The 23712-nt window shown below is 68.5% G+C and carries 15 protein-coding genes and 1 pseudogene; 5 read left to right on the forward strand and 11 right to left on the reverse strand.

Going from position 1 to position 23712, the window contains the following annotated elements; all coding sequences use genetic code 11:
• The first annotated feature begins 37 nt into the window (after positions 1-37).
• Together OG953_RS11790 and OG953_RS11795 are read left to right on the forward strand one after the other, a co-directional pair.
• Positions 38-994 carry a DUF1152 domain-containing protein gene (locus tag OG953_RS11790; RefSeq protein WP_405684036.1) on the forward strand — a complete coding sequence of 319 codons (957 nt, stop codon included), beginning with the start codon at positions 38-40 and terminating at the stop codon, positions 992-994.
• 133 nt (positions 995-1127) lie between these two features.
• Entirely contained in the window at positions 1128-1664 is a 537-nt protein-coding gene (locus OG953_RS11795) for a TerD family protein (protein ID WP_405684038.1), read from the forward strand.
• A gap of 164 nt (positions 1665-1828) precedes the next feature.
• Here the strand turns inward: OG953_RS11795 and OG953_RS11800 are convergent, their stop codons facing one another.
• Both OG953_RS11800 and nrdR read right to left on the reverse strand, forming a co-directional pair.
• Positions 1829-4732 (reverse strand): vitamin B12-dependent ribonucleotide reductase, encoded by a 2904-nt coding sequence (locus OG953_RS11800; RefSeq protein WP_405684039.1) that lies wholly within the window; start codon positions 4730-4732, stop codon positions 1829-1831.
• 162 nt (positions 4733-4894) lie between these two features.
• Complete coding sequence (gene nrdR, locus OG953_RS11805) at positions 4895-5407, reverse strand: transcriptional regulator NrdR (protein WP_405684040.1); 513 nt, start codon at positions 5405-5407, stop codon at positions 4895-4897.
• 538 nt (positions 5408-5945) lie between these two features.
• Here nrdR and lexA point away from each other — a divergent pair.
• A complete protein-coding gene (gene lexA / locus OG953_RS11810) occupies positions 5946-6740 on the forward strand; it encodes a transcriptional repressor LexA (protein WP_093898912.1) in 795 nt (264 codons plus the stop codon).
• A gap of 83 nt (positions 6741-6823) precedes the next feature.
• On the opposite strand, the gene OG953_RS11815 is transcribed toward lexA, so the two are convergent.
• From OG953_RS11815 to OG953_RS11835, 5 genes are read right to left on the reverse strand one after another with little or no spacing between them, the layout of a single operon-like run.
• Positions 6824-8794, reverse strand: coding sequence for an ATP-dependent DNA helicase (locus OG953_RS11815; RefSeq protein WP_405684042.1), 1971 nt, complete (start codon positions 8792-8794; stop codon positions 6824-6826).
• A gap of 50 nt (positions 8795-8844) precedes the next feature.
• Positions 8845-10749: an IucA/IucC family protein gene (locus OG953_RS11820; protein WP_405684043.1), complete on the reverse strand. Its 1905-nt coding sequence runs from the start codon at positions 10747-10749 to the stop codon at positions 8845-8847.
• A gap of 60 nt (positions 10750-10809) precedes the next feature.
• Positions 10810-11616 (reverse strand): GNAT family N-acetyltransferase, encoded by an 807-nt coding sequence (locus tag OG953_RS11825; protein WP_405684045.1) that lies wholly within the window; start codon positions 11614-11616, stop codon positions 10810-10812.
• 44 nt (positions 11617-11660) lie between these two features.
• Positions 11661-13550: an IucA/IucC family protein gene (locus tag OG953_RS11830; RefSeq protein ID WP_405684046.1), complete on the reverse strand. Its 1890-nt coding sequence runs from the start codon at positions 13548-13550 to the stop codon at positions 11661-11663.
• Positions 13551-13579: 29 nt separating this feature from the next.
• A complete protein-coding gene (locus tag OG953_RS11835) occupies positions 13580-14959 on the reverse strand; it encodes a diaminobutyrate--2-oxoglutarate transaminase family protein (RefSeq protein ID WP_405684048.1) in 1380 nt (459 codons plus the stop codon).
• A gap of 328 nt (positions 14960-15287) precedes the next feature.
• Here OG953_RS11835 and OG953_RS11840 point away from each other — a divergent pair, with 328 nt between their 5' ends.
• Both OG953_RS11840 and OG953_RS11845 read left to right on the forward strand, forming a co-directional pair.
• Positions 15288-16508: a trypsin-like serine peptidase gene (locus tag OG953_RS11840; protein ID WP_405684049.1), complete on the forward strand. Its 1221-nt coding sequence runs from the start codon at positions 15288-15290 to the stop codon at positions 16506-16508.
• 212 nt (positions 16509-16720) lie between these two features.
• A pseudogene (locus tag OG953_RS11845) lies at positions 16721-17185 on the forward strand (hypothetical protein); the annotation flags it as partial.
• 80 nt (positions 17186-17265) lie between these two features.
• On the opposite strand, the gene hflX reads toward OG953_RS11845, so the two are convergent.
• The 4 genes from hflX to dapF form a co-directional block, all read right to left on the reverse strand.
• Entirely contained in the window at positions 17266-18786 is a 1521-nt protein-coding gene (gene hflX, locus OG953_RS11850; RefSeq protein WP_405684050.1) for a GTPase HflX, read from the reverse strand.
• Positions 18787-18927: 141 nt separating this feature from the next.
• Positions 18928-20382, reverse strand: coding sequence for a M1 family metallopeptidase (locus OG953_RS11855; protein WP_405684052.1), 1455 nt, complete (start codon positions 20380-20382; stop codon positions 18928-18930).
• 96 nt (positions 20383-20478) lie between these two features.
• Positions 20479-22635 carry a RelA/SpoT family protein gene (locus OG953_RS11860; protein WP_405684054.1) on the reverse strand — a complete coding sequence of 719 codons (2157 nt, stop codon included), beginning with the start codon at positions 22633-22635 and terminating at the stop codon, positions 20479-20481.
• Between the two features lie 140 nt (positions 22636-22775).
• Positions 22776-23648, reverse strand: a complete 873-nt coding sequence (dapF, locus tag OG953_RS11865; RefSeq protein WP_405684056.1) for a diaminopimelate epimerase — start codon at positions 23646-23648, stop codon at positions 22776-22778.
• Positions 23649-23712 lie beyond the last annotated feature (64 nt).

Consider the following 23712-nt stretch of genomic DNA (forward strand, 5'->3'; position numbering starts at 1 on the left):
GCCCGAATCAATGGCCGTGAATCGCAGAATGATCTCCATGGCCTCGTTGCACACCAACTCCCTGTTCTCCCGACTCGAATCCGCAGAACGCATCCTCGTCGCAGGGGCCGGCGGCGGCTTCGACATCTATGCGGGGCTCCCCATCGCGCTCTCCCTGCTCCACCAGGGCAAGCACGTCCAACTCGCCAATCTGTCGTTCAGCGCTCTCGAAGGGCTGCCCCTCGACGCCTGGCTCGCGCCGGACGTCGCCGCCATCACCCCCGAAACGGCCCTCCACCAGGCCTACTTCCCGGAACGCACCCTCGCCCAGTGGCTCGCCCTGCACGGCTACCCGAGCAGTGTGCACGCTTTCTCCCGAGTGGGCGTGCAACCGCTGCGCGCCGCCTACCGGGCGTTGATCGAGAAGTACGACATCGATGCGGTCGTCCTGGTCGACGGCGGTACGGACATCCTGATGCGCGGCGACGAATCCGGCCTCGGCACACCGGAGGAGGACCTGACCAGCGTCGCGGCACTCGCGGCAATCGACGTACGGGAACGCCTGGTTGTGTCCATCGGCTTCGGTATCGACGCCTATCACGGGGTGAGCCACGGCCTCGTACTGGAGAACATCGCCACCCTCGAACGCGACGGTTCCTTCCTCGGCGCATTCTCCATATCCCGTACGACACGCGAAGGCGCCCTCTTCGTCGATGCGGTGGCACACGCTCAGCACCACACTCCTGACCACCCCAGCATCGTCAACGGGTCGATTGCCGCAGCGGTCCAGGGAGCCTTCGGAAACGCCCAGTTCACCTCGCGCACCCGGGACAGCGAACTCTTCATCAACCCTCTGATGACGCTCTGCTTCGCCTTCGAGCTGGACGGAGTGGCCCGCAACTGCCTCTATCTCGACCGCATCGAGCACACCCACCTCATCCGACAGGTCAGCAGCGCCATCGAGATCTTCCGGGAAGAGGTCCGCCAGAGACCACCGCGCCGGATTCCGCACTGAACCGCCGAACCGGCAGTGGCCCGATTCCGTCGCTTACGGCCAAGCCGGTTGGATCCACGGCCGGTTACGGACATGATCGGGTGGTCTGAACAGCCCGACGACGGCCCAACGGCAAGCCAGGGAGGCAAGTCCGATGAGCACGCCCAACAAGGACATAGAGAAGGCCGAAGTCAGGCTCAAATGGGATCCCAGCCCTCCGGGTGCCCCGACCCATGACCTCGACATCATCGCGGCGACCTACCTCGCGGAGGCGCCGTACGGCCGCCCTGCATATCTCGTGCACTTCGACAGCCGCTCCCCGGACGGCACCATCACTCTCAACCGCGACAGCAGGACCGGCCAGGGCCTCGGTTTCGACGAGGTCATGACTCTGGAACTGGACCGGTTGTCGACCACGTACACCCGGGTCGTCGTCGGAGTCGCCATTCAGCAGCGCGACGGCCGCAGGACATTCGCCGAAATAGCGAACACCGGCGTTCAGATCCGGGAGGGCTACACGAATCTCGCGGAGAACGACTTCTCCGCGGTCGGCGCCGCCACCGCGGCATCCGTCGCCGAGTTCATCCGCGGTGCCTCCGGCAGCTGGGAGTTCCACGGATCGGTCCGGGGCTTCGATGGCGACCCCGATTCGTTCGCCGGAATGATGGGAAGCCGTACGCCCGGAACGTGACACGTCACAGGACGCGGTCCACGCAGCACACGTCCCGTCCCTGCCCAGGGGCTGCGGCACGACGAAGGGGACCGACCATCGGTCGGTCCCCTTCGTGCGAGCTGCTGATCAGCTAGGCGCGCAGGCTACGTCGGACGTTGTGTCCCACGCGATGGCGCCCGGTGTCAGCTGCAACCGCTGGTCGAGCCGCAGCCCTCGCAGATGTAGCAGGATCCGGCGCGCTGCATCTTCGTACCGCAGGAGAAGCAGAGCGGCGCGTCCGCGCTGATGCCCAGCTGCATCTCGACGAGCTCCGCCGAGGTGTGCGCCGTCTTCGGGGCCGGCTTCTCGGCCTCCTGCACGGCGGCCACCGCCTTCAGGGGCTCCGTCCGCACCGGGGCGGACTGGGCCAGGCCTTCGACGTCCAGCTCGTCGTCCTCCAGGGAGAGCTCGTACGAACCGGTGTCGAGGTGCCGCTGGCGCTCCTCGGCCGAGTGGATGCCGAGTGCCGAGCGGGTCTCGAAGGGCAGGAAGTCCAGCGCGAGGCGGCGGAAGATGTAGTCGACGATCGACTGCGCCATCCGCACGTCCGGGTCGTCCGTCATACCGGCCGGCTCGAAGCGCATGTTGGTGAACTTCGAGACGTACGTCTCCAGCGGAACGCCGTACTGCAGACCGACCGAGACTGCGATGGAGAAGGCGTCCATCATGCCCGCGAGAGTGGAGCCCTGCTTGGACATCTTCAGGAAGACCTCGCCGAGACCGTCGTCCGGGTAGGAATTGGCGGTCATGTAGCCCTCGGCGCCGCCTACCGTGAAGGAGGTGGTGATGCCGGGACGGCCCTTGGGGAGGCGCTTACGGACCGGGCGGTACTCGACGACCTTCTCGACCGCGGTACGGATGGTCTCCTCGGCCTTGGCCGTGACTGCGTCCGCTGTGGACTTTCCCTTCTCCTTGGTCTTCGCGGAGAGGGGCTGGCCGACCTTGCAGTTGTCGCGGTAGATCGCGAGCGCCTTGACGCCCATCTTCCACGCCTCGAAGTAGACCTCCTCGACGTCCTCGACGGTGGCCGTCTCCGGCAGGTTCACCGTCTTGGAGAGCGCGCCGGAGATCCACGGCTGGATCGCGGCCATCATGCGCACGTGGCCCATCGCGGAGATGGAACGCTCGCCCATCGCGCAGTCGAAGACCTCGTAGTGCTCGGTCTTCAGACCGGGGGCGTCGATCACATTTCCGTGCTCGGCGATGTGGGCGACGATCGCCTCGATCTGCTCCTCCTGGTAGCCCAGGCGGCGCAGGGCCTGCGGGACGGTGCCGTTGACGATCTGCATCGAGCCGCCGCCGACCAGCTTCTTGAACTTGACCAGGGCGAGGTCGGGCTCGAGGCCGGTGGTGTCGCAGGACATCGCGAGACCGATGGTGCCGGTGGGGGCGATGACCGAGGCCTGCGCGTTGCGGAAACCGTTCTTCGCACCGAGGCGGATCACGTCCTGCCAGGCCTCCGTCGCGGCGGCCCAGATCGGGTTGTCCAGGTCGTCCATGTGGACGGCCGCGGCGTTGGCGTCGGCGTGCTGCTTCATGACGCGCTGGTGCGGCTCGGCGTTGCGGGCGTAGCCGTCGTACGGACCGACGACCGCGGCGAGCTCGGCGGAGCGCTTGTACGAGGTGCCGGTCATCAGCGAGGTGATGGCACCGGCGAGGGCCCGGCCGCCGTCGCTGTCGTACGCGTGGCCGGTCGCCATCAGCAGGGCGCCGAGGTTGGCGTAACCGATACCGAGCTGGCGGAAGGCGCGGGTGTTCTCGCCGATCTTCTGGGTCGGGAAGTCGGCGAAGCAGATGGAGATGTCCATCGCGGTGATGACCAGCTCGACGACCTTGGCGAAGCGCTCGGACTCGAAGGACTGGTTGCCCTTGCCGTCGTCCTTGAGGAACTTCATCAGGTTCAGCGAGGCCAGGTTGCACGAGGTGTTGTCCAGGTGCATGTACTCGCTGCAGGGGTTCGAGCCGTTGATCCGGCCGGACTCCGGGCAGGTGTGCCACTGGTTGATCGTGTCGTCGTACTGGATGCCCGGGTCGGCACAGGCCCAGGCCGCCTCGGCCATCTTGCGGAAGAGGGACTTGGCCTCGACCTCTTCGATGACGTCACCGGTCATCCGGGCGCGCAGCCCGAACTTGCCGCCGGACTCGACGGCCTTCATGAACTCGTCGTTCACACGGACCGAGTTGTTGGCGTTCTGGTACTGGACGGACGTGATGTCGTCGCCGCCCAGGTCCATGTCGAAGCCCGCGTCGCGCAGGGCGCGGATCTTTTCCTCTTCCTTCACCTTGGTCTCGATGAAGTTCTCGATGTCGGGGTGGTCGACGTCGAGAATGACCATCTTGGCCGCGCGTCGGGTGGCGCCACCGGACTTGATCGTTCCGGCGGAGGCATCGGCACCGCGCATGAAGGAGACCGGGCCGGAGGCGTTGCCCCCGGAGGACAGCAGTTCCTTGGAGGAGCGGATACGGGAGAGGTTCAGGCCGGCGCCGGAACCGCCCTTGAAGATCATGCCCTCTTCCTTGTACCAGTCGAGGATCGACTCCATGGAGTCGTCGACGGCCAGGATGAAGCAGGCGGAGACCTGCTGCGGCTGGGGCGTTCCGACGTTGAACCAGACCGGCGAGTTGAAGCTGAAGATCTGGTGCAGGAGGGCGTATGCCAGCTCGTGCTCGAAGATCTCGGCGTCCGCGGGAGAGGCGAAGTAGCCGTGGTCCTCACCGGCCTTGCGGTACGTCTTCACGATCCGGTCGATGAGCTGTCGCAGACCGGTCTCGCGCTGCGGGGTGCCGACGGCCCCGCGGAAGTACTTGCTGGTGACGATGTTGACCGCGTTCACCGACCAGAAGTCGGGGAACTCGACGCCACGCTGCTCGAAGTTGATCGAGCCGTCGCGCCAGTTGGTCATGACGACGTCACGGCGCTCCCACGCCACCTCGTCGTACGGATGTACGCCGGGGGTGGTGTGGATGCGCTCGATACGCAGACCCTTGCTCGACTTGGTTCCCTTGGCTCGGGAACCTCGTGCCGGGCCGCTCGCCGTCTCTGTCATGCCGCCTCCCATATGTGGGCAAAAACGCCCTGAAGTGCCCAGAACTTCCCGGGGCACAGTCTGTCTCTGATGCTTCGGGTGCCACGCACAGCACCCGGAGCGGGTCTATATACAGCCGCCCTGTCGCCGATCCGCGGACCTGTGCCGATCGGCCGGTGTCGCTCAGTCGGCGGCGACGGCGGGAACGGGGACCTCAAGGGTCTCGCCCCTCCCGCGCTCCTCCACGGGAGGCCGCCGCTCGCGAAGTTCCGCGATGGCGGCCTCGAAGTCTTCAAGTGTGTCGAACGCCCGGTACACGGACGCGAAACGCAGGTACGCGACGAGGTCGAGTTCCTGCAGGGGGCCGAGAATGGCCAGACCCACGTCATGGGTGGTCAGCTCGGCGCTACCGGTGGCACGCACTGCCTCCTCGACCCGCTGGCCGAGCTTGGCGAGGGCGTCCTCGGTGACCGGCCGCCCCTGGCATGCCTTGCGCACGCCGGAGATGACCTTGATACGGCTGAAGGGTTCGGTCACACCGCTGCGCTTCACCACCATCAGCGAGCAGGTCTCCACCGTCGTAAAACGGCGGGAGCAGTCGGGGCACTGACGGCGACGGCGGATCGACGTGCCGTCATCGGTGGTGCGACTGTCGACGACCCGGCTGTCGGGGTGCCTGCAGAAGGGGCAGTGCATGGCTCCCAACCCTCCTTCACAGCACGACTGAATAGCCTCTTCAGGGCCCGCCAGGGCCCCTCGAAGCAGTCACAAGCATAGGCGATGGCCGCACCCCCGACGGACGGGGGACCACAACTTCTGGGCGGCTGAAACAATCCAACCACTAGATCTTGGGTTTGGCCGCTCATTCAGCCCTAGCGCGTGTCGCGCATTGCGGGCGGACCGCAGGCAGCGTACGGCCGAGCACGAGGTTACGGGAACCGCGCGGCTGCCAGGATTGCGGGGCTCCTGCTGTCAGACTCGGACAACGACGCGGAGACCACCCCGCGCGGCGACGCCGCGCCGGCGAACGCTACCGTAATAGCCCGAATTGCCGGTCGACCCAAGAGTTCGACCCAAGCAGGGTCGGTCGGGTCGCTCCAGCCGTTGCGCATACACCCAGCAGTGAACACACGGCAGACTTTTATTCGTTTTTCACTCGAACGTGTGTTTGGCGCAACCTTTCGAAAGCTACTACCGTTGTCCAGTCCAGGGAGACCATTCGAGAGGGGCCGACGTGACCACCACCGCAGACAGTGCCACCATCACTGCGCAGGACCGCTCCCAGAGCCGACTCGAGCCGGTGCATGCCATGAATGACTCAGTCACGAACACGGAGGGGCCAGAGCCCGTGCGCCCGGCGCGCTCGTTGCCCGGCCGACCTCCAGGTATCCGGGCGGACAGCTCGGGGCTCACGGACCGGCAGCGGCGAGTGATCGAGGTGATCCGGGACTCCGTGCAGCGGCGCGGCTACCCGCCCTCGATGCGGGAGATCGGTCAGGCGGTGGGCCTGTCCAGCACGTCCTCCGTCGCCCACCAGCTGATGGCCCTGGAGCGCAAGGGCTTCCTGCGTCGCGACCCACATCGCCCGCGGGCGTACGAGGTCCGCGGTTCGGACCAACCCAGCTCGCAGCCCACCGACACAACGGGAAAGCCCGCAGCGTCGTATGTGCCGCTGGTCGGCCGGATCGCAGCCGGTGGCCCGATCCTCGCCGAGGAATCGGTCGAGGACGTCTTCCCGCTCCCCCGCCAGCTGGTCGGTGACGGAGAACTGTTCGTCCTCAAGGTCGTCGGTGACTCGATGATCGAGGCGGCGATCTGTGACGGCGACTGGGTCACCGTGCGCCGCCAGCCCGTCGCGGAGAACGGCGACATCGTGGCAGCCATGCTGGACGGCGAGGCCACGGTCAAGCGCTTCAAGCGGGAGGACGGCCATGTGTGGCTGCTCCCGCACAACTCCGCGTACCAGCCGATCCCGGGCGACGAGGCGACGATTCTCGGCAAGGTGGTGGCGGTGCTGCGGCGGGTGTGAAGACTCGCCGGTTCCGACCGGGCCCCGGGATCCACTGCGCCGATCCCGGGGCCCTGCATGTGCCGCCCGGCACCCAGGGTGGGCTACTGGTCGTTGGCCTTGGCTGCCGCGTCGATAGCCGCGAGTGAGCGGCGCGCCTGATTGCGGTCGGTGGTGTACCAGAAATCGGGCAGCGAGGCGCGCAGATAGCTGCCGTACCGGGCGTTGGCCAGGCGCGGATCGAGCACCGCGACCACACCCTTGTCGCCCGTGGCCCGTACGAGCCGGCCGGCGCCCTGTGCCATCAGCAGCGCGGCATGCGTCGCCGCGACAGCCATGAACCCATTGCCTCCGGCCTCCTCGACCGCCTTCTGGCGTGCGCTCATCAGCGGGTCGTCGGGACGCGGGAACGGGATCCTGTCCATGACCACCAGTTGGCAGCTGGCCCCGGGCACATCCACGCCCTGCCAGAGCGACAGCGTGCCGAAGAGGCAGGTCTCGGGATCGGCTGCGAAGTTCTTGATCAGCTCTCCGAGGGTCTCCTCGCCCTGCAGCAGGATCGGCTTGTCGAGCCGGCCGCGCAGTTCCTCGGCGGCGGCCTGGGCCGCCCGCATGGACGAGAACAGCCCGAGGGTGCGCCCGCCCGCCGCTTCCACCAGTTCGGCGAGCTCATCCAGCATGTCGGTGCGAGAACCCTCCCGACCGGGCGTGGCCAGATGCCTGGCGACGTACAGGATTCCCTGCTTCGGGTAGTCGAACGGAGACCCGACGTCGAGCCCCTTCCACTGCGGAATGTCGTCGCCCGCAGTGCCTTCGGGAGCGAGTCCGAGCGACGCCCCCACCCCGTTGAAATCCCCGCCCAGCTTGAGCGTGGCCGAGGTGAGGACGACGGACCGCTCGGCAAAGAGCTTCTCGCGCAGAAGTCCGGATACGGAGAGCGGGGCGACCCGCACAGAGGCGCCGAAACGGTCATGACGCTCGTACCAGACGACGTCGTACTCCGAGCCCTGGGTGATGCGCTCGGCGACGCCGTGAATCGTCTCCACCGATGCGAGTGCCTGCTTACGGACGGCGTCCTCGTCCTGGACGGACTTGTCCCGGGTGGCGCCCAGGGCCGAGATCACCGTACGCGCGGCGTCACGAAGGGCCAGCAGTGCGTAGCCGAGGTCCTCGGGGACCTCTTCCAGACGACCGGGAAGCGCCAGCTCCATCACTCGCTCGAAGCCCTCCGACGCGGTCTGCAGGGCGTCAGCGGCCTTCTCGTTGACCAGCTTCGCCGCTCGGCGCACCGCGCGGTTGACCTGGCCGGGGGTGAGCTCGCCGGTGGCCACTCCGGTGACCCTGGAGACCAGCTCATGGGCCTCGTCGACGATCAGTACCTCATGCTGCGGAAGCACGGGGGCGCCCTCGATGGCATCGATGGCGAGGAGGGCGTGATTGGTGACGACGACATCGGCGAGCTTGGCACGCTCACGGGCCTGCTCCGCGAAACACTCCGCGCCGTACGCGCACTTGCTGGCGCCCAGGCATTCGCGGGAGGAGACGGAGACCTGCGCCCAGGCACGGTCGGAAACGCCAGGGGTGAGGTCGTCGCGATCGCCGGTCTCGGTCTCGTCCGACCAGTCACGCAGCCGCAGCAGATCCTGACCGAGCTTGCTCGACGGGGCCGCTGCCTCGAACTGATCGAAGAGCCCCTCCTCCTCGTCCTGGGGGACTCCTTCATGGAGCCGGTGCAGGCAGAGATAGTTCGAGCGGCCCTTGAGCATGGCGAACTGGGGACGGCGGCGCAGCAGCGGATGCAGGGCGTCGACCGTGCGCGGAAGGTCGCGCTCGACAAGCTGGCGCTGCAGTGCCAGGGTCGCCGTGGCCACCACGACGCGCTCCCCGTGCGCAAGCGCGGGCACCAGGTAGCCGAGGGATTTGCCCGTGCCGGTGCCGGCCTGGACGAGCAGATGGGCATTGTCGTCGACAGCCTCGGCAACGGCCTCGGCCATGGCGGCCTGGCCGGGCCGTTCCGTACCGCCGACGGCGGTCACGGCGGCGTGGAGGAGCTCGGGGAGGGATGGCTTTGTCATAGCCCGACCAGCCTACGGGGCACCACTGACAACGGCGATCACTCCCGGACTCAGACGGCGGGGTGGAGCGGGTTGGGAACGGTCCCGTGAATGGCGGCGTGCGGGCGCCGGGGGCGGTCCCGGTAGCCGTCCACGTGCAGGCGGTTGCGGTTCAGGCAGAGACGTTCGATGCGGGGCGTCAGCATGTCGAACATCTCGAATCGCTCCTTGAGCTCGGGGAAGCGGGCGTGGTGCCGCAGGATCTCGGCCCGTACGAGTGACCAGAAATCGTCCTCCGGAACTCCCAGCTGTTCCTCGCACAGCGGGGACAGGAAGCGAAAGACACCGATGAACAGTCCGGAGTGGATGAACTGGGTGAGGAAGGAGGGCTCCTCGGTGAGCAGGATGCGGCGTACGTCCTGTGGCATCGACTCATGCTCCGGCAGCGGCTGGGCGCTGATGTTCACATCGTCCACGAAGTCCTTGATCGCCAGGCGCACCGGTACGTCCTGGTTGTCGAAGACGACGATGGAGTTCTCGCCGTGCGGGGAGAACACGGTGCCGTAGCGGTAGAGGAAGTGCAGCAGCGGCGGGAGCAGCACGGCGAAGAGCCGGGTCAGCCAGGCGGTGGGCGTGAGCCCCGAGCGGGCGACGAGCTCGGCTGTGAAGGCGCGGCCCTGTGGATCGGTGTGGAGCAGCGAGGCGAGGGTCCGGGCCCGTTCGCCCGGCGCGAGCCGGGGCTGGAGGGGTTCTCGCCAGATCACGCCGAGGATCTCCTTGAACTGGTACGGGGTCTCCGGGAGGTGGTCGTAGAGCGGATGCTCGACGGTCACGGAGGCCACCTCGCCGAGCAGGATGACCTGGCAGGTGTCGCGCAGAAAGGCGTCCCGGTCGCGCAGGCCCTGGACCCAGGTGGTGACGGCGGGGGCCGCGAGGGTGCGTTCGGTCGGCAGCCCTCGCCAGACCAGCGTGTTGAGGATCGACAGGGGCAGTTTGACGGTGTGCCGGTCGGGGCGGGCCACGTTGGTGAACGTGCGGATGGACTGCTGAGGCAACCGGAGATCGGCGTCGGTGTGGAGCGGAATGATGTCGCCTGCGGCGATGGCCGGGGCGAAGACCGGAACGATCCATTCATCCCACTGCCAGGGGTGCACGGGAAGACACAGATAGCTGGCGGGATCGAGGTCGCGGGCGCGGAGCACGGCGGCGAAGGAGTCGCGGACCGACGGGTCGAGTTCCTGTACGTACAGCTGATCGGGTGTGGCCAGGCCGGTCACTCCGCGGTAGGCGGCGATCCTGGTGGAGACGGCGATCCACGGCAGCCTGACCGGCGTGCGGACCTCCGGTGTGTAACGGGAGGCGTCGGTGGCGGAGAAGCCGAGGCGTCCCTTGTTGGCGACGAGCCAGGGGTGTCCTGTCTGGTGCCCTTCCAGCTCGGCGTAGTCGAGATCGGCCAGCCGGGCGGCGGAGAGCGCGGTGTGGTCGAGCCGGGCGTCGGCGGCGAGGGTGGTGGTGATCTCGCGGATGAGGTGGCCGAGGGTGGCGCCGTCGATCCCGAGGAGGTGGCGGGCGCGGGCGAGGAACTGCAGCGGGTCGCGGAAAGGGACGATGTCGGTGTTCCGGTCCCGCAGTTGCTCGGCAGGCGCGCCCCGGCCTCTGTCCCGCGTCGTGTCCGCCGGCGACTCCCGGGCGCTGCCGCACGTCTCCAGAACCGAATCGGGGGCGATGCGCCAACTGCCGTACACGCCCCGCCGGGCGCTGAAGCTCAGGGTTCCACCGTCATCGAGCCCGAGGGTGTACGTATCGCCCCCGTCGGCCTGCCGGACCGGCTCGATGACTTCCTCGTAGGCGAATTGACCGAGCATCTTCGCGAGCAGCCGGGCAGCGGCTCCGTCCCAGACCGTCCGGTTCAGTTCTGGCGTGCTGAGCAGGTCGGCAGACTCCGCTGAATCATGGCTCGCAGGATATTTCGGCACGGGGACTCCTCGGGATGAAACCGATGGGGTTCGAGCGGTGTATGCAAAGCAGCAGATCGTTCACAGCTGGGCACGGTGGGTTCGGTCGCGGACCATCAGGGCGGCTCGTTTGTCGGGGAATTCCACTTCCGCGGAGAAGCGGAAGCCTGCACTGAGGAAGGCGGAGACGGAAGGGGTGTTACGCAGATCGGGCTCTGCCACAACACGTGCGCACAGGGGACGGTTGTCGAGTACGAGGTCGGAGACGGCCCGGAGCAGGGTGGTACCGACCCCGCGTCCTCGGTTGTTCACACCGCCGATGAGAAGGTGGATTCCGGTGTCGTGCGGTCGAGCGGGGTAGTGACGCGCCAGCGGATCGAGATCCGCACGGTAGATCTCCCAGTAGCTCATGGGAACGCCTGCCAGCACGCCGAGGCACGGGACGCTGCGTCCGTCACCGTCGAGTTGAGGGCGCAGATGGTCGGCTGTGACGGATTCGGATCCGGCGAGTTCCCAGAATGCGGCGACTGCGGGGTCGTTCATCCAGCGGCTGATCACGGCGAGATCGCGTTCCAGTCGCACGGGAACGAGTTGGAACACTCCGGCCGGGGTGGTGACCGGTCCCCAGCCGGCAGGGTGGTCGAGCAGATCCGAGGCGGCCGGCCTGCTCATGGTTGCCTGCGTGCCTGTGACCGGGCGCGCGTCGTCCGGTTCGGATGACGCGGACGCGTTCGGCGGCTGGGGGCGTGTCGCGGTGGCGGGTGCGTCCTCGCCGAAAAGGGCGAGGAGTTCTTCGGAGAGCGGCAGGTCCAGGGTGTCCTCGGCGCCTGTGTCGGCCTGTGGGGCAGGGCCGGTACCGGCGTCGGTGTGCGCATCGGCGGGAGCCACGGTGTCGCTCTCCTCTCGGCGGTTCAGGCGGTGGTCATATTCCCTCAGGCACACAGGGGGTTGACAATGGTGACGTAGACGGACTGGGTGTCGACAGGCCCGACGAGTTCGTCGAGGCCGTGCAGCCGGGTCAGCAGGTTGGCCTTGCACCGCAGGTGGGACTTTTCCAGCAGATGTGTGGGCAGTGGGGAGCCCAGTGCGGCGGCCGAGCCGAGGAATCGACGGAACGCGGCGATGAGCACGTGTTCGCCGGCGAGGTGCTGGGCGCCGAAGGCTCCGATCAGTCCGAACACATTGTTGATGCCGAGGTAGTAGGCAAAGCGCTCGTCGGTGACCGCGTCGGAGACGAAGGTGTCGCTGACCGATCCGATGCCGGGGAGCCGGTGCTCCAGTGCCGCACGGTGGGACTCGCGGAAGTAGTAGCCCTGATTGTCGCGGTACCGGCCGCCGACGGGCCAGCCGTGGGGATCGAGCAGCACCAGGGTGTTCTGCTGGTGGGCTTCGAGGGCCACGCCTGCGTGGGCGTCGAGCCAGAGCACGGGGCGTACGACGCGGTCGAGGTAGCGCAGGAACCACTCGGTGGCGACGGCGCCTACGGCTCTTCCGGTGACAGCAGCCAGGGAGATCACGATCTCGGCGAGGCGTGAGTGCATGCCCGTCCGGCCCGGCCAGGGGCGCGGGGCTGTGAGCGCGGCGATGCAGACCGCGTCGTCGTACGGACCGAACGGGTTGTGGCGCAGCATCACGTCGAGGCCTGCGACAGGCTCGCCTTCCGGGCTGTCGACGGCGAGCCATGCGGGGTCGCGGACGATGTCGAAGCCCGGATGGACGGCGTGCCACTGCGCGGCGAGTCCGCTGCGGAGCAGCCGGTGGACCTCCACTCCACGGTGGAGTTCCTTGCGAAGGTTCTCTCGACGGGAGTTGGTGATGCGAACGCCGAGGGAGAGCTTGAGCATGAGCTCGGCGCCGGGCCGATGCACGGTGCGGACGGATGAGGTGGGGTACCAGTGCTTCCCGTGCGGTCCGAGGTCATGCAGCAGTCCGGCGTCGAGCAGGGCGGCGGCTGCGGGCCGGTGTCCGAGTTCGCGGGCCTGCCACGGGTGGAGCGGAATCGGTGTCGTGTTGTCGGGGAGTTGCAGTCCTTCGGCATGGGAGGTGATCAGTTCCGTGGCCGATACGGGACGGCCTCCGTCGGTCCAGGCGGAGTCGGTGGCCAGCACTGACCGGTCGACAGCCATCCAGTGCAGCGGGAAGGAGCCGTGCAACTCAGGTGAGTAGAGGCGGGATTCGGAGTCCGAGAGGCCTTCGCGGCTCTTGGGGGTGGGGTGGAGCGGATGTCCGAGGAGAAGTGACTGCTCGGCGGTGAGGAAGAGGTCCGCTTCGGCCGGGGCGCCGGGGGTGCGGCGCCGCTCGGCGATGAAGCCGGCCGTCCGCTGTACGGAGTCGGCGACCCGGGCCACCATGTCGGCCCCTTCCTGGCGGTCGGCCTCGCGGCCCAGGAGAGCGGCGACCGTGACGGCGTCGGTGGGCGGTGCTCCTTCGGATGCCCCCTCCAGGGCAGGCATGCCGAAGCGGTGCCAGCCCGTGGCAGACCAGTAGAGGACGGGGACGAGCAGAGCGGTTCCGCTGGCGGGGAGCGGGATTCGGAGCGTTTCCCCGGCCGGCTGGGGCAGGTCGCACTCCCGGACCCAGCAGCGGAGCAGATTCTCGACACCCGCCGTGTCGGCGGCCCTCAGCGGGTCCGGATGGTCGAGGAGGTCCGCCGGTGCCGCACAGGTGAACGTGGCCTTCGAGGCGTACCGCTCGTCGTGCAGTGCCGCCATCTGGCGGGGCACGGTGGTCTGCTCGACGACGAGGTTACCGGTGAGTCCGGCCTGTCCTCGCTGCTGGGTGGGGGGAGGGCCGTCGGCCTGGGGTGCGGTGGTGGGGTTCACGGCGGTCTTCCTTGTGATGGTGTCCGGGGTCAGCGGATCGACCCGGTCGTGGTCCGGCGGTGCGGCAGGCGCTCGGCGGCCGCCAGGGCGTCGGCGAGGCGGTCCACGACCGCTGTTGCCTGTTCGTCGGTGAGGGTGAGGGGCGGGAGGAGGCGTACGACGGTGGAGTGGCGTCCGCCGAGTTCGACGATGAGCCCGCGGCGCAGGCACTCCTGTTGGACGGCTGCGGCGAGGACCGGGGCGGGCAGTGGCTCAGGGCTGCCGCCCTGCGCAGCGGCCTCGGGGTCGATGAGTTCCACCCCGATCATCAGGCCCCGTCCGCGGACGTCTCCGATGGACGGGTGGTCCGTGGCCAGTGCCTGGAGGCGTGCGACCATCCGGGCGCCGAGTGTCGCGGCGCGCTCGGCGAGGCGGTGCTCCCGCACGAAGGCAAGGGTGGCCGTGCCCGCCGCCATCGCGAGCTGGTTGCCCCGGAAGGTGCCGGCGTGAGCGCCCGGCTGCCAGGTGTCGAGTTCGGAGCGGTAGACGATCACTGCGAGCGGGAGGGAACCGCCGATGGCCTTGGAGAGCACCATCACATCGGGCACGATCCCGCTGTGCTCGACCGCCCAGAAGGCACCGGTGCGGCCGACGCCCGTCTGGACCTCGTCGGCGATCAGGGGGACGGACCGAGTCTCGGTGATCTCGCGCATCCGGCGCATCCAGCTGTCGGGGGCGGGGTTCACGCCGCCCTCCCCCTGCACCGGTTCGAGGATCATCCCGGCCGGCACGGGCGCGCCTCCCTTGGGGTCGTCCAAAAGGTTCTCGGTCCACCGGGCGGCGATCTCCGCGCCGCGCTCGCCGCCGATACCGAAGGGGCAACGGTAGTTCTGCGGGAAGGGCAGACGTGTCACCCGTACGTCCTCGGCACCGCCCGAGGCGGCAAGGGCTCCTGCCGTCATCCCGTGGTAGGCGCCGGTGAAGGCGAGAAGTCCGCTGCGGCCGGTCGCGGCACGGACCAGTTTGAACGCCGCCTCGACGGCGTCCGTACCGGCAGGTCCGCAGAACTGGATCCGGGCGTTGTCGGCGAACTGCCGCGGCAGGGTGGCGAACAGCTCCGTGGTGAAGGCGTCCTTTACGGGGGTGGCGAGGTCGAGCACATGCAGCGGTGCACCCGAGTCGATCACCTTCCTGATCGCTTCCAGAACCACCGGATGGTTGTGCCCGAGCGCCAGGGTGCCGGCTCCGGAGAGACAGTCGAGGTATCGCCGCCCGTCCGCTCCTTCGATGGTCATCCCACGGGCGCGCACCGGCACGATCGGCAGTGAACGCGCATAGGTACGGGCGGCGGATTCGCGCAGCGACTGACGGCGCAGGATCCCCTCGTGCAACGCCGGTGCTGCCACCGGGGCTGGTTCGGTCACGGCCACGGCTGTTGGTCCTCCCGCTGTAACAGTTGCGTTGCACGTCATTACGTCGACGCACGGACGGACTGCGGGGATGAACGCTGTCCTCGAGTCCCTCGCACGTACCAACGACGCAGAACGCAGGGGATCACGGGTAAATCCGAAGATCCTTGCGGGGCGGAACCGTGGCCCTGCTGCGCACCGTCCCCATCGGCACCGGCATAGTGGGGGCCGCACGGAGGGCTCGGACAGATTTCCGGGAGTCCGCACGACGTTCGGAGCAGGTGGCTCGGAGCAGTACCGAAGTGCAGTACAGAAGTGTTGAGTTACGAAGTCCCAGGGGGATCACCACATGCGACTCATTCGACCAGCTCTCACCGCACGTCAGGGGAGCGCACGTCGCACGCGTTCCTCGGTGCTCGCCGTGGCCGCAGTCACTGCGGTCCTTGCGCTCACCGCCACTGCCTGCGGTCCGAGTGAGGACAACGCCAGTGACAAGCCGAGCAGTGCCGCCGGCCAGTCCTCGGACGGCAAGATCACCATTCCGGACGATCTGAAGGACCGGCTCAAGGAACACGGGATCGACCTCGACCAGTGGAAGAACGGCGAGTGGAAGAACTGGGACAAGGACCAGTGGCTGCGCGAGGCCAAGGACTTCGTCAACCCGATCATCGAGGGTCTCTGGGACCCGGACCGGATGCGGGATGCCGACAAGTCGCCGGAGCAGCCGGTCGATAACGACATCTCGGGGGACGTGGGTGTGACGGACCCGACGCCCGCGCCGGTCCAGGCGGCCGGTGTCCGGACGCCGTACCACGCCAATGCCGCGGAGTCCGGGAAGCTGCTCTTCGACAGCCCCGAGGGCTCCATGGTCTGCTCCGCGACCGTGGTGAAGGACCCTGCGCACCCCGGAAGGTCCAACCTGGTGTGGACCGCGGGGCACTGCGTGCACGCGGGCAAGAAGGGCGGCTGGTACCGCAACATCGCCTTCGTGCCGTCGTACAACAACAGAGGTCTGTCGACGGCCGAGCTGCAGAAGGCGACCAAGCAGGAGATCGCGCCCTACGGCGTGTGGTGGGGCCAGTGGGCACAGACGTCCGACCAGTGGATCTCTCAGGGTTCCTCGATCGGCGGGCAGGGCGCCCCGTACGACTTCGCGGTGCTGCATGTCACGCCGGAGAAGGGCTCGACGGGTAAGTCCCTGGAGGAAACGGTCGGCTCTGCGCTGCCTGTCGAGTTCAATGCCCCGGCCGTACCGAACATCGACAGCATGACCGCCACCGGCTTCCCGGCCGCTCCGCCCTACGACGGCCAGAAGGCCTTCCAGTGCGCGGACAAGCCGGGTCGGCTCTCGCTGACCGCGCAGGACCCCACGATGTACCGCATCGGCTGCACCATGACGGGCGGCGCCTCCGGTGGTGGGTGGGTCGCGGCGGGCCAGGACGGCAAGCCCGCCCTCGTCTCGAACACCTCCATCGGCCCGGTGACGGCCGGCTGGCTGGCCGGACCGCGCTTCGGCAAGGAAGCCAAGGGCGTCTACGAGTCGGTCAGCAAGAAGTACGCAGGGCAGTGACGACGGACCGTCACCCGGCCAGGTTCGGGTGACGGTGACGGCACATCAGGGACCCCGGTGCGGCTGTTGCCCGCCGGGGCCTTTGCTGTCGCGCCACGGCCCCGAGTGGCCCGCCGCACCCCATGCGGGTTGTGTCTCTGCGGCAAAGAGCATGCTCCGCACCGTCATAGGGTGGGCCTGCATCGTCGGTGGCCGTTGGTCCGGCCACCATTGAATGGCTCGCCGATGGCGGTCCCACCGGGGGCGACGGCGCCCCCTATGACTACGCGGTGCTGCATGTGAAGCCGGAGAAGGGCAGCAAGTCCCTTGAGGAGGCTGTGGGCAACGCCCTGCCGGTCAAATTCGACGCCCCCGAGATCTCGAAGATCAGCGCGATGGGCGCCTGGGGTTACCTCGCCGCCCCGCCGTACGACGGCCTGATCATGCACAAGTGCGTCGACCGCCCCGGCCGGCTCTCCATCAGCCCGAGCGCTCCGACGATGTACCGCATCGGCTGCACCACGACCGGCGGCTCTTCCGGCGGCGGGTGGTTCAGCGAAGGCAGTGACGGCAAGCTCGCGCTGGTCTCCAACACCTCCATCGGCCCGGTGACTTCGGGCCGGCTCGCCGGCCCCCACCTGGGCAAGGGCGCACAGAACGTCTTCACCGCGATGAGCGAGAAGTTCGGCAGCCAGTAGCAGCCGCGCGTACGCCCGAAGGCCCGCTCCCCGACGAGGGAGCGGGCCTTCGGTCCGTTCTGAGCCGTACCGCGCTGCGGTCAGTGCGCCACGGGGACGAACGAGGAGAGGACGGCTGCCAGTTCCTCATGGACCCGCGCCTTGAGCAGAGTGCCCTCCGACGTGTGCTCCTCGGAGATCACCTCACCCTCGGCGTGCACCCTGGAGACCAGTCCGCCCTGGGTGTACGGGACGAGTGCCTCGATCTCGACCGAGGGCCGAGGCAGTTCGGTGTCGATGAGTGCGAGCAGCTCGTCGATACCGGCGCCGGTACGCGCCGAGACGGCGATCGCATGCTTCTCGATGCGCAGCAGCCGCTGCAGCACCAGCGGATCGGCCGCATCCGCCTTGTTGATCACCACGACCTCGGGCACGTCCACCGCGCCCACTTCGCGGATCACCTCGCGCACCGCGGCGAGCTGTTCCTCCGGCACCGGGTGGGAGCCGTCCACCACATGCAGGATCAGATCGGATTCACCGACCTCCTCCATGGTGGAGCGGAACGCCTCGACGAGGTGGTGCGGCAGATGCCGTACGAACCCGACGGTGTCGGCCAGGGTGTAGATCCGGCCGGTCGGCGTCTCGGCCCGGCGTACGGTCGGGTCCAGGGTGGCGAACAGTGCGTTCTCCACCAGGACGCCCGCACCGGTCAGCCGGTTGAGCAACGAGGACTTGCCCGCGTTGGTGTAGCCGGCGATGGCGACCGACGGCACCTTGTTGCGCTTGCGCTCCTGGCGCTTGATCTCGCGGCCGGTCTTCATCTCCGCGATTTCCCGGCGCATCTTCGCCATCTTCTCGCGGATCCGACGTCGGTCCGTCTCGATCTTGGTCTCACCGGGACCACGGGTTGCCATGCCGCCACCGCCGCTGGAACCGCCGCCGCCCATCTGACGGGAGAGCGACTGACCCCAGCCGCGAAGCCGCGGCAGCATGTACTGCATCTGTGCCAGCGAGACCTGCGCCTTGCCCTCCCGGGACTTGGCGTGCTGGGCGAAGATGTCGAGGATCAGGGCGGTCCGGTCGACCACCTTGACCTTGACGACGTCTTCCAGATGGATCAGCTGGCCGGGGCTGAGCTCACCGTCGCAGACGACGGTGTCGGCCCCTGATTCGAGGACGATGTCGCGCAGCTCCAGCGCCTTGCCCGAGCCGATGTAGGTGGCCGGGTCGGGCTTGTCGCGGCGCTGGAAGACGGCGTCGAGCACCATGGCGCCTGCCGTCTCCGCAAGTGCGGCCAGCTCCGCGAGGGAATTCTCCGCGTCCTGCACGGTCCCCGAGGTCCAGACGCCGACCAGCACCACACGCTCCAGGCGCAGCTGTCGGTACTCGACCTCGGTGACGTCCTCGAGCTCGGTCGAGAGTCCTGCCACACGCCGCAGTGCGGCGCGCTCGGAGCGGTCGAACTGCTCGCCGTCCCGCTCTCCGTCGATCTCGTGGCTCCAGGCGACGTCCTCTTCCATCAGGGCGTCGGCCCGAAGGCTCTCGGTGAGGCTCTCGGTGACATTCTCCGTAGCACTCTGCGCGTCCTGCGCGTCCTGGGGAAGGGAAGAAGAGGAGGTCATTGGATCCTTACGTCGATGGAAGTCCGTTACATCAGTCACAACGCGTGACCTCTCCCGATGATTCCCGCTGTCGGGAAGCCGGTCCGGCCGCCGCGGCGACCCGTCGATAGTGGCATGGTCCGCCGGGCCCGTCACCCGGGTTTATCGCTGTCCGTCGGGCTTGGCACTGTGCCAGTCCGGGTGCCCCGGCATCGGCGGGGTCTTGTCGCCGTACAGCCAGCCGTCGAAGAACGAGGTCAGGTCGCGGCCCGCGGTCTGTGACGCCAGCCGGACGAAGTCCGCGGTGGCGGCGTTGGAGTCCCGGTGCTTCTCCACCCAGCTCCGCTCCAGCCGGTCGAATGCGTTCTCGCCGATCTCCTGGCGCAGCGCGTAGAGGATCAGTGCGCTGCCGTCGTACACGACCGGCCGGAACAGGCTGAGCTTCTGTCCGGGCTCCGGAACGTCGGGGCGGGCCGGAGGGCCACCCGCGGCGCGCCAGCCGTCGGACCTGATGTAGGCGTCGTGCATCCGGCTTTCCAATGGCTTGTCGGCGTGCTCCTCGGCGTAGCGGGCCTCGTACCAGCTGGCATGGCCCTCGTTGAGCCACAGATCGGACCATGCCTGTGGGGAGACGCTGTCGCCGAACCATTGGTGGGCGAGCTCGTGCACCATGATCGATTCGACATACCACTTGGGGTAGGCGGTCTGGGTGAACAAAGACCGTTCGAAGAGCGAGAGTGTCTGGGTCTCCAGCTCGAAGCCGGTGTCGGTGGCGGCGACCAGCAGTCCGTATGTCTCGAAGGGGTAGGGGCCGACCTGCTCTTCCATCCATTCCAGTTGACCGGGTGTCTTGCTGAGCCAGGGTTCCAGCCGCTTGCGGTCGGCGCTCGGCACCACGTCGCGTACCGGCAGCCCGTGCGGCCCGGTCCGTTTCAGGACGGTGGAACGGCCGATGGTGACCTGGGCCAGTTCGGTGGCCATGGGGTGTTCGGTCCGGTAGGTCCAGGTGGTCTCGGCACCGTTGCGGGCCGTTCCTGCGGGCAGGCCGTTGGCAACCACCGTGAGGTCCTTGGGTGCGGTGATCCGGAATGTGAAGTACGCCTTGTCGGCGGGATGGTCGTTGCTCGGGAAGACCCGGTGCGCGGCGTCGGCCTGATTGGCCATGGCCAGACCGTCGGCGGTGCGCAGCCAGCCGCCGCTGTCCCGGCCGCCGTTCGGGTCGCTGGTGTGCCGGACGGTGATGTGCAGCGGCACTCCGGCCGGGAGCCGGCCGGGGGGCTGGATGACCAGGTCCTCGTCCGCCGCGGCGAAGTCGGCGCGCAGACCGTTGATTTCGACCGTACGGACAGTGCCCTGGGCGAAGTCGAGGTTGATCCGGTCCAGCGGCTCGGTGGTCCGCGCTTCGATCGTGGTGACGGCGTCCAGCGGCTTGCTGTTGCTGCCGTGGTAGGTCAGTCCGATGTCGTACGAGAGGACGTCGTACCCGGGGTTGCCGAGGCGCGGGAAGAGTGGATCACCGATTCCTAGCGGCACGGGTGAGGGGAGGGCGGCGGCAACGAGGGCGGCCGATGCGGTGGCCAGCAGAGCGGCCCGCAGACGGCGGGAGATGATCGGCATGAACTACCGCTACCAGCGACTCCCACCTGTACAGGTGCGGCGCGCGCCATGCCACTCGAACGAGATCGCTGTGGCAGATGGCGCTGCGCGGCGGGGTCAGACGGTGGCGGCGGGGTGCTGGGCGCGGCTCACGTCGTACACCCCGGGCACGTCACGCATCGCGCGCATCAGCGCCGGTAGTCCGGCGGCATCGGGGAGCTGCAATGTGTAGGTGTGCCGGACGCGCTGTTCGCTGGGCGGTTCGACGGTGGCGGCGATGATCGCCGCGCCCGCCACCGCGATCGCCTCGGTGAGATCGGCGAGCAGCCGGGGCCGTCCGAAGGACTCGGCAACCAGGGTGACCCGGCACCCGGCCGCGTCGCCCCAGCTCACCGAGACCGGCGCCCGGCCGACGGACTGCATCCGGGCCACCGCGGGGCACTCCAGCCGGTGCACGGTGACGGCGCCGCCGCGCACGACGAATCCGGTGACGGCGTCGGGTGGTACGGGGGTGCAGCAGCCCGCGAGTCGTACGGTGGCATCCGGCCGGTCCACCACGGCGCTCGCGGTGCGGCTCGCGGACCTGGCGTGCCCGGGGTCGGTGTTTTCCTGGGGCTGTGGTTCGGGCCTGGGCCCCGCGGGCCTGCTGCTGTGCGGGCCCTGGGCATCCTCGGGATGGGCGTCAAGCCAGCCGGTGATGGCGATACGGGCGGCTGGGGTTCGGGCGTGGTCGAGCCAGTCGGGCGAGGGGCCGGAGGCAGCGTCCTCGGCAAGCAGCAGCTGCACGGTGTCGCCGTCGCTCAGTACGGTGCCGAGGGTGGCCAGCCGGCCGTTGACCCGGGCGCCGATACAGCTGTGCGCCTCGTCCCCGTACTGCGCGTAGGCGGCGTCGACGCAGCTGGCTCCGGCGGGCAGTCCGAGCGTGCCGCCGTCGGTGCGGAAGACCGTGATCTCCCGGTCCTGGGCGAGGTCGGCACGGAGTGTGGTCCAGAAGGTGTCGGGGTCCGGGGCGGACTGTTGCCATTCAAGGAGCCTGGAGAGCCAGCCGGGCCGGGTCGGGTCGGCGCGCTCTCCGTCCGCGGGTTCGGCGGACTGCGGCGCGGAGCCGCTGTCCGCCGCGTACGGATTACCGAGGGCGATGACGCCCGCCTCGGCGACCTTGTGCATTCGGTGCGTACGGATGAGAACTTCGGCGACCGCCCCGTCGGGGCCAACGACCGCGGTGTGCAGGGACTGGTACAGGTTGAATTTGGGGGCGGCGATGAAGTCCTTGAACTCGGAGATCACCGGGGTGAAACAGGTGTGCAGTTCACCGAGCACGGCATAGCAGTCGGCGTCCTCGCCGACGAGAACCAGCAGCCGGCCGAGGTCGGTGCCGCGCAGTTCGCCGCGTTTGATCCTGACGCGGTGTACGGAGACGTAGTGGCGCGGCCTGATGAGGACTTCTGCGGGGATGCCGGCCTCCCGCAGCACCGCTGCGACGTTCTCGGCGATGGCGGCGAGCGGGTCCTGGGTGGCCGCGGCGCCGGAGGCGTCCGGTTGCGCCGACGCGGCGGCGATCAGTGCGCGGGTGTGTTCGTACTCCTCGGGGCGGAGGATCGCGAAGACGAGGTCCTCCAGCTCGGTCTTGAGGGCCTGTACGCCGAGCCGCTCGGCCAGCGGGATCAGCACGTCGCGGGTGACCTTGGCGATCCTTGCCTGTTTCTCGGGACGCATCACGCCCAGGGTTCGCATGTTGTGCAGCCGGTCGGCGAGCTTGATCGACATCACCCGGACGTCGTCCCCGGTGGCGACCAGCATCTTGCGGAAGGTCTCGGGTTCGGCCGCCGCTCCGTAGTCGACCTTTTCGAGTTTGGTGACGCCGTCGACGAGGTAGCAGACCTCTTTGCCGAATTGTTCCCGCACCTGATCGAGGGTCACTTCGGTGTCCTCGACGGTGTCGTGGAGCAGTGAGGCCGTGAGTGTCGTGGTCTCGGCGCCGAGCTCGGCAAGGATCAGCGTGACGGCGAGCGGGTGCGTGATGTACGGCTCGCCGCTCTTGCGCATCTGTCCGCGGTGCGAGGACTCCGCGAGTACGTAGGCCCTGTGCAGGATGGAGAGGTCGGCATCCGGGTGGTGCGCGCGGTGGGCCTCGGCGACATGGCCGATCGCGTCCGGCAGCCGGTCGCGGGAGACGGGGCCGAGCAGCGCGACGCGGCCGAGCCTGCGGAGATCGATCCGGGGACGGCCCCGCCTGCGGATGGGAGCACCTGGGTTGGTGGCCTCTGCACTCATGGGGCACCTCCGGCGACGTCGACCGGCGGTGGGGAGGTGCGGACGCGCCTCCGGGCCGGTGCTTGATGCTACCGAGCCCACCACGTGGCGGAGTCCGGCTCTCGCTCAGCGTGAAACGGATCACCCATTCGAGCGAAGCTCTAGCCGATCGCCGTTTCGAGCCAGGCGGAGTCGATCAAGCCCTCGGCAACGATCACGGCGGCTCCGGTCATCTCGATCTCGCCGTCCGGCCGCTCGGTGATCACGAGGGTGCCGCCGGGCAGATCCACCGTGTACGTGACCGGGGTGCCGGTCTCCGCGGGGTCGGCGCCGTCCCTGCGGGCCGCGGCGACGGCCACGGCGCAGGCGCCCGTGCCGCAGGAGCGGGTCTCGCCCGAACCGCGCTCATGGACCCGCATCGCGACATGGCACGGTCCGCGGTCCACGACGAATTCGATGTTGACGCCGTCGGGGTAGACGGCCGCGGGGCTGAACGGCGGTACGGAGAGCAGATCGCCGGCGTGCGCCAGATCGTCGACGAAGGCGACCGCGTGCGGATTGCCCATGTTCACATTGCGGGCGTCCCAGCTGCGGCCGGCCACGCTGACCGTGACGCCGTCCTCGGGAAGGAGTGCACGCCCCATGGAGACGGTGACGTTGCCGCCCTTGGCGATGTGCACCTTCTTCACGCCGCCCCGGGTCGCGACGGCGAGGTCGCCCTCCTCGACGTGTCCGGCATGCTGCAGATAGCGCGCGAAGACCCGTACGCCGTTGCCGCACATCTCGGCGATCGAACCGTCGGCATTGCGGTAGTCCATGAACCACTCGGCCTCGTCCGCCATTGCCCGCGCCTCCGGGTGCGCGGCGGACCGTACGGCGTGCAGCAGCCCGTCACCACCGATACCGGCCCGGCGGTCGCACAGTCGGGCGACGACGGAGGCAGGCAGGTCGGTGGCGTTGTCCGGGTCGGGAACGATCACGAAGTCGTTCTCGGTGCCGTGCCCCTTGAGGAAGGCGATCTGCGAGGTGCTCACAGGGCAACTGTACGAGGCGGCGCCGACAGCCGACGAAACCGGGCCGCGCAAGGGTGCACCGGGC

This window comes from Streptomyces sp. NBC_00057, from assembly GCF_045041165.1.
GTDB lineage: Bacteria > Actinomycetota > Actinomycetes > Streptomycetales > Streptomycetaceae > Streptomyces.

Coding starts and splice junctions, on each gene's coding strand:
- OG953_RS11790 (WP_405684036.1), top strand. CDS start 38: ATGGCCTCGTTGCACACCAACTCCCTGTTCTCCCGACTCGAATCCGCA.
- OG953_RS11795 (WP_405684038.1), top strand. CDS start 1,128: ATGAGCACGCCCAACAAGGACATAGAGAAGGCCGAAGTCAGGCTCAAA.
- OG953_RS11800 (WP_405684039.1), bottom strand. CDS start 4,732: ATGACAGAGACGGCGAGCGGCCCGGCACGAGGTTCCCGAGCCAAGGGA.
- nrdR (WP_405684040.1), bottom strand. CDS start 5,407: ATGCACTGCCCCTTCTGCAGGCACCCCGACAGCCGGGTCGTCGACAGT.
- OG953_RS11815 (WP_405684042.1), bottom strand. CDS start 8,794: ATGACAAAGCCATCCCTCCCCGAGCTCCTCCACGCCGCCGTGACCGCC.
- OG953_RS11840 (WP_405684049.1), top strand. CDS start 15,288: ATGCGACTCATTCGACCAGCTCTCACCGCACGTCAGGGGAGCGCACGT.
- hflX (WP_405684050.1), bottom strand. CDS start 18,786: ATGACCTCCTCTTCTTCCCTTCCCCAGGACGCGCAGGACGCGCAGAGT.
- OG953_RS11855 (WP_405684052.1), bottom strand. CDS start 20,382: ATGCCGATCATCTCCCGCCGTCTGCGGGCCGCTCTGCTGGCCACCGCA.
- OG953_RS11860 (WP_405684054.1), bottom strand. CDS start 22,635: ATGAGTGCAGAGGCCACCAACCCAGGTGCTCCCATCCGCAGGCGGGGC.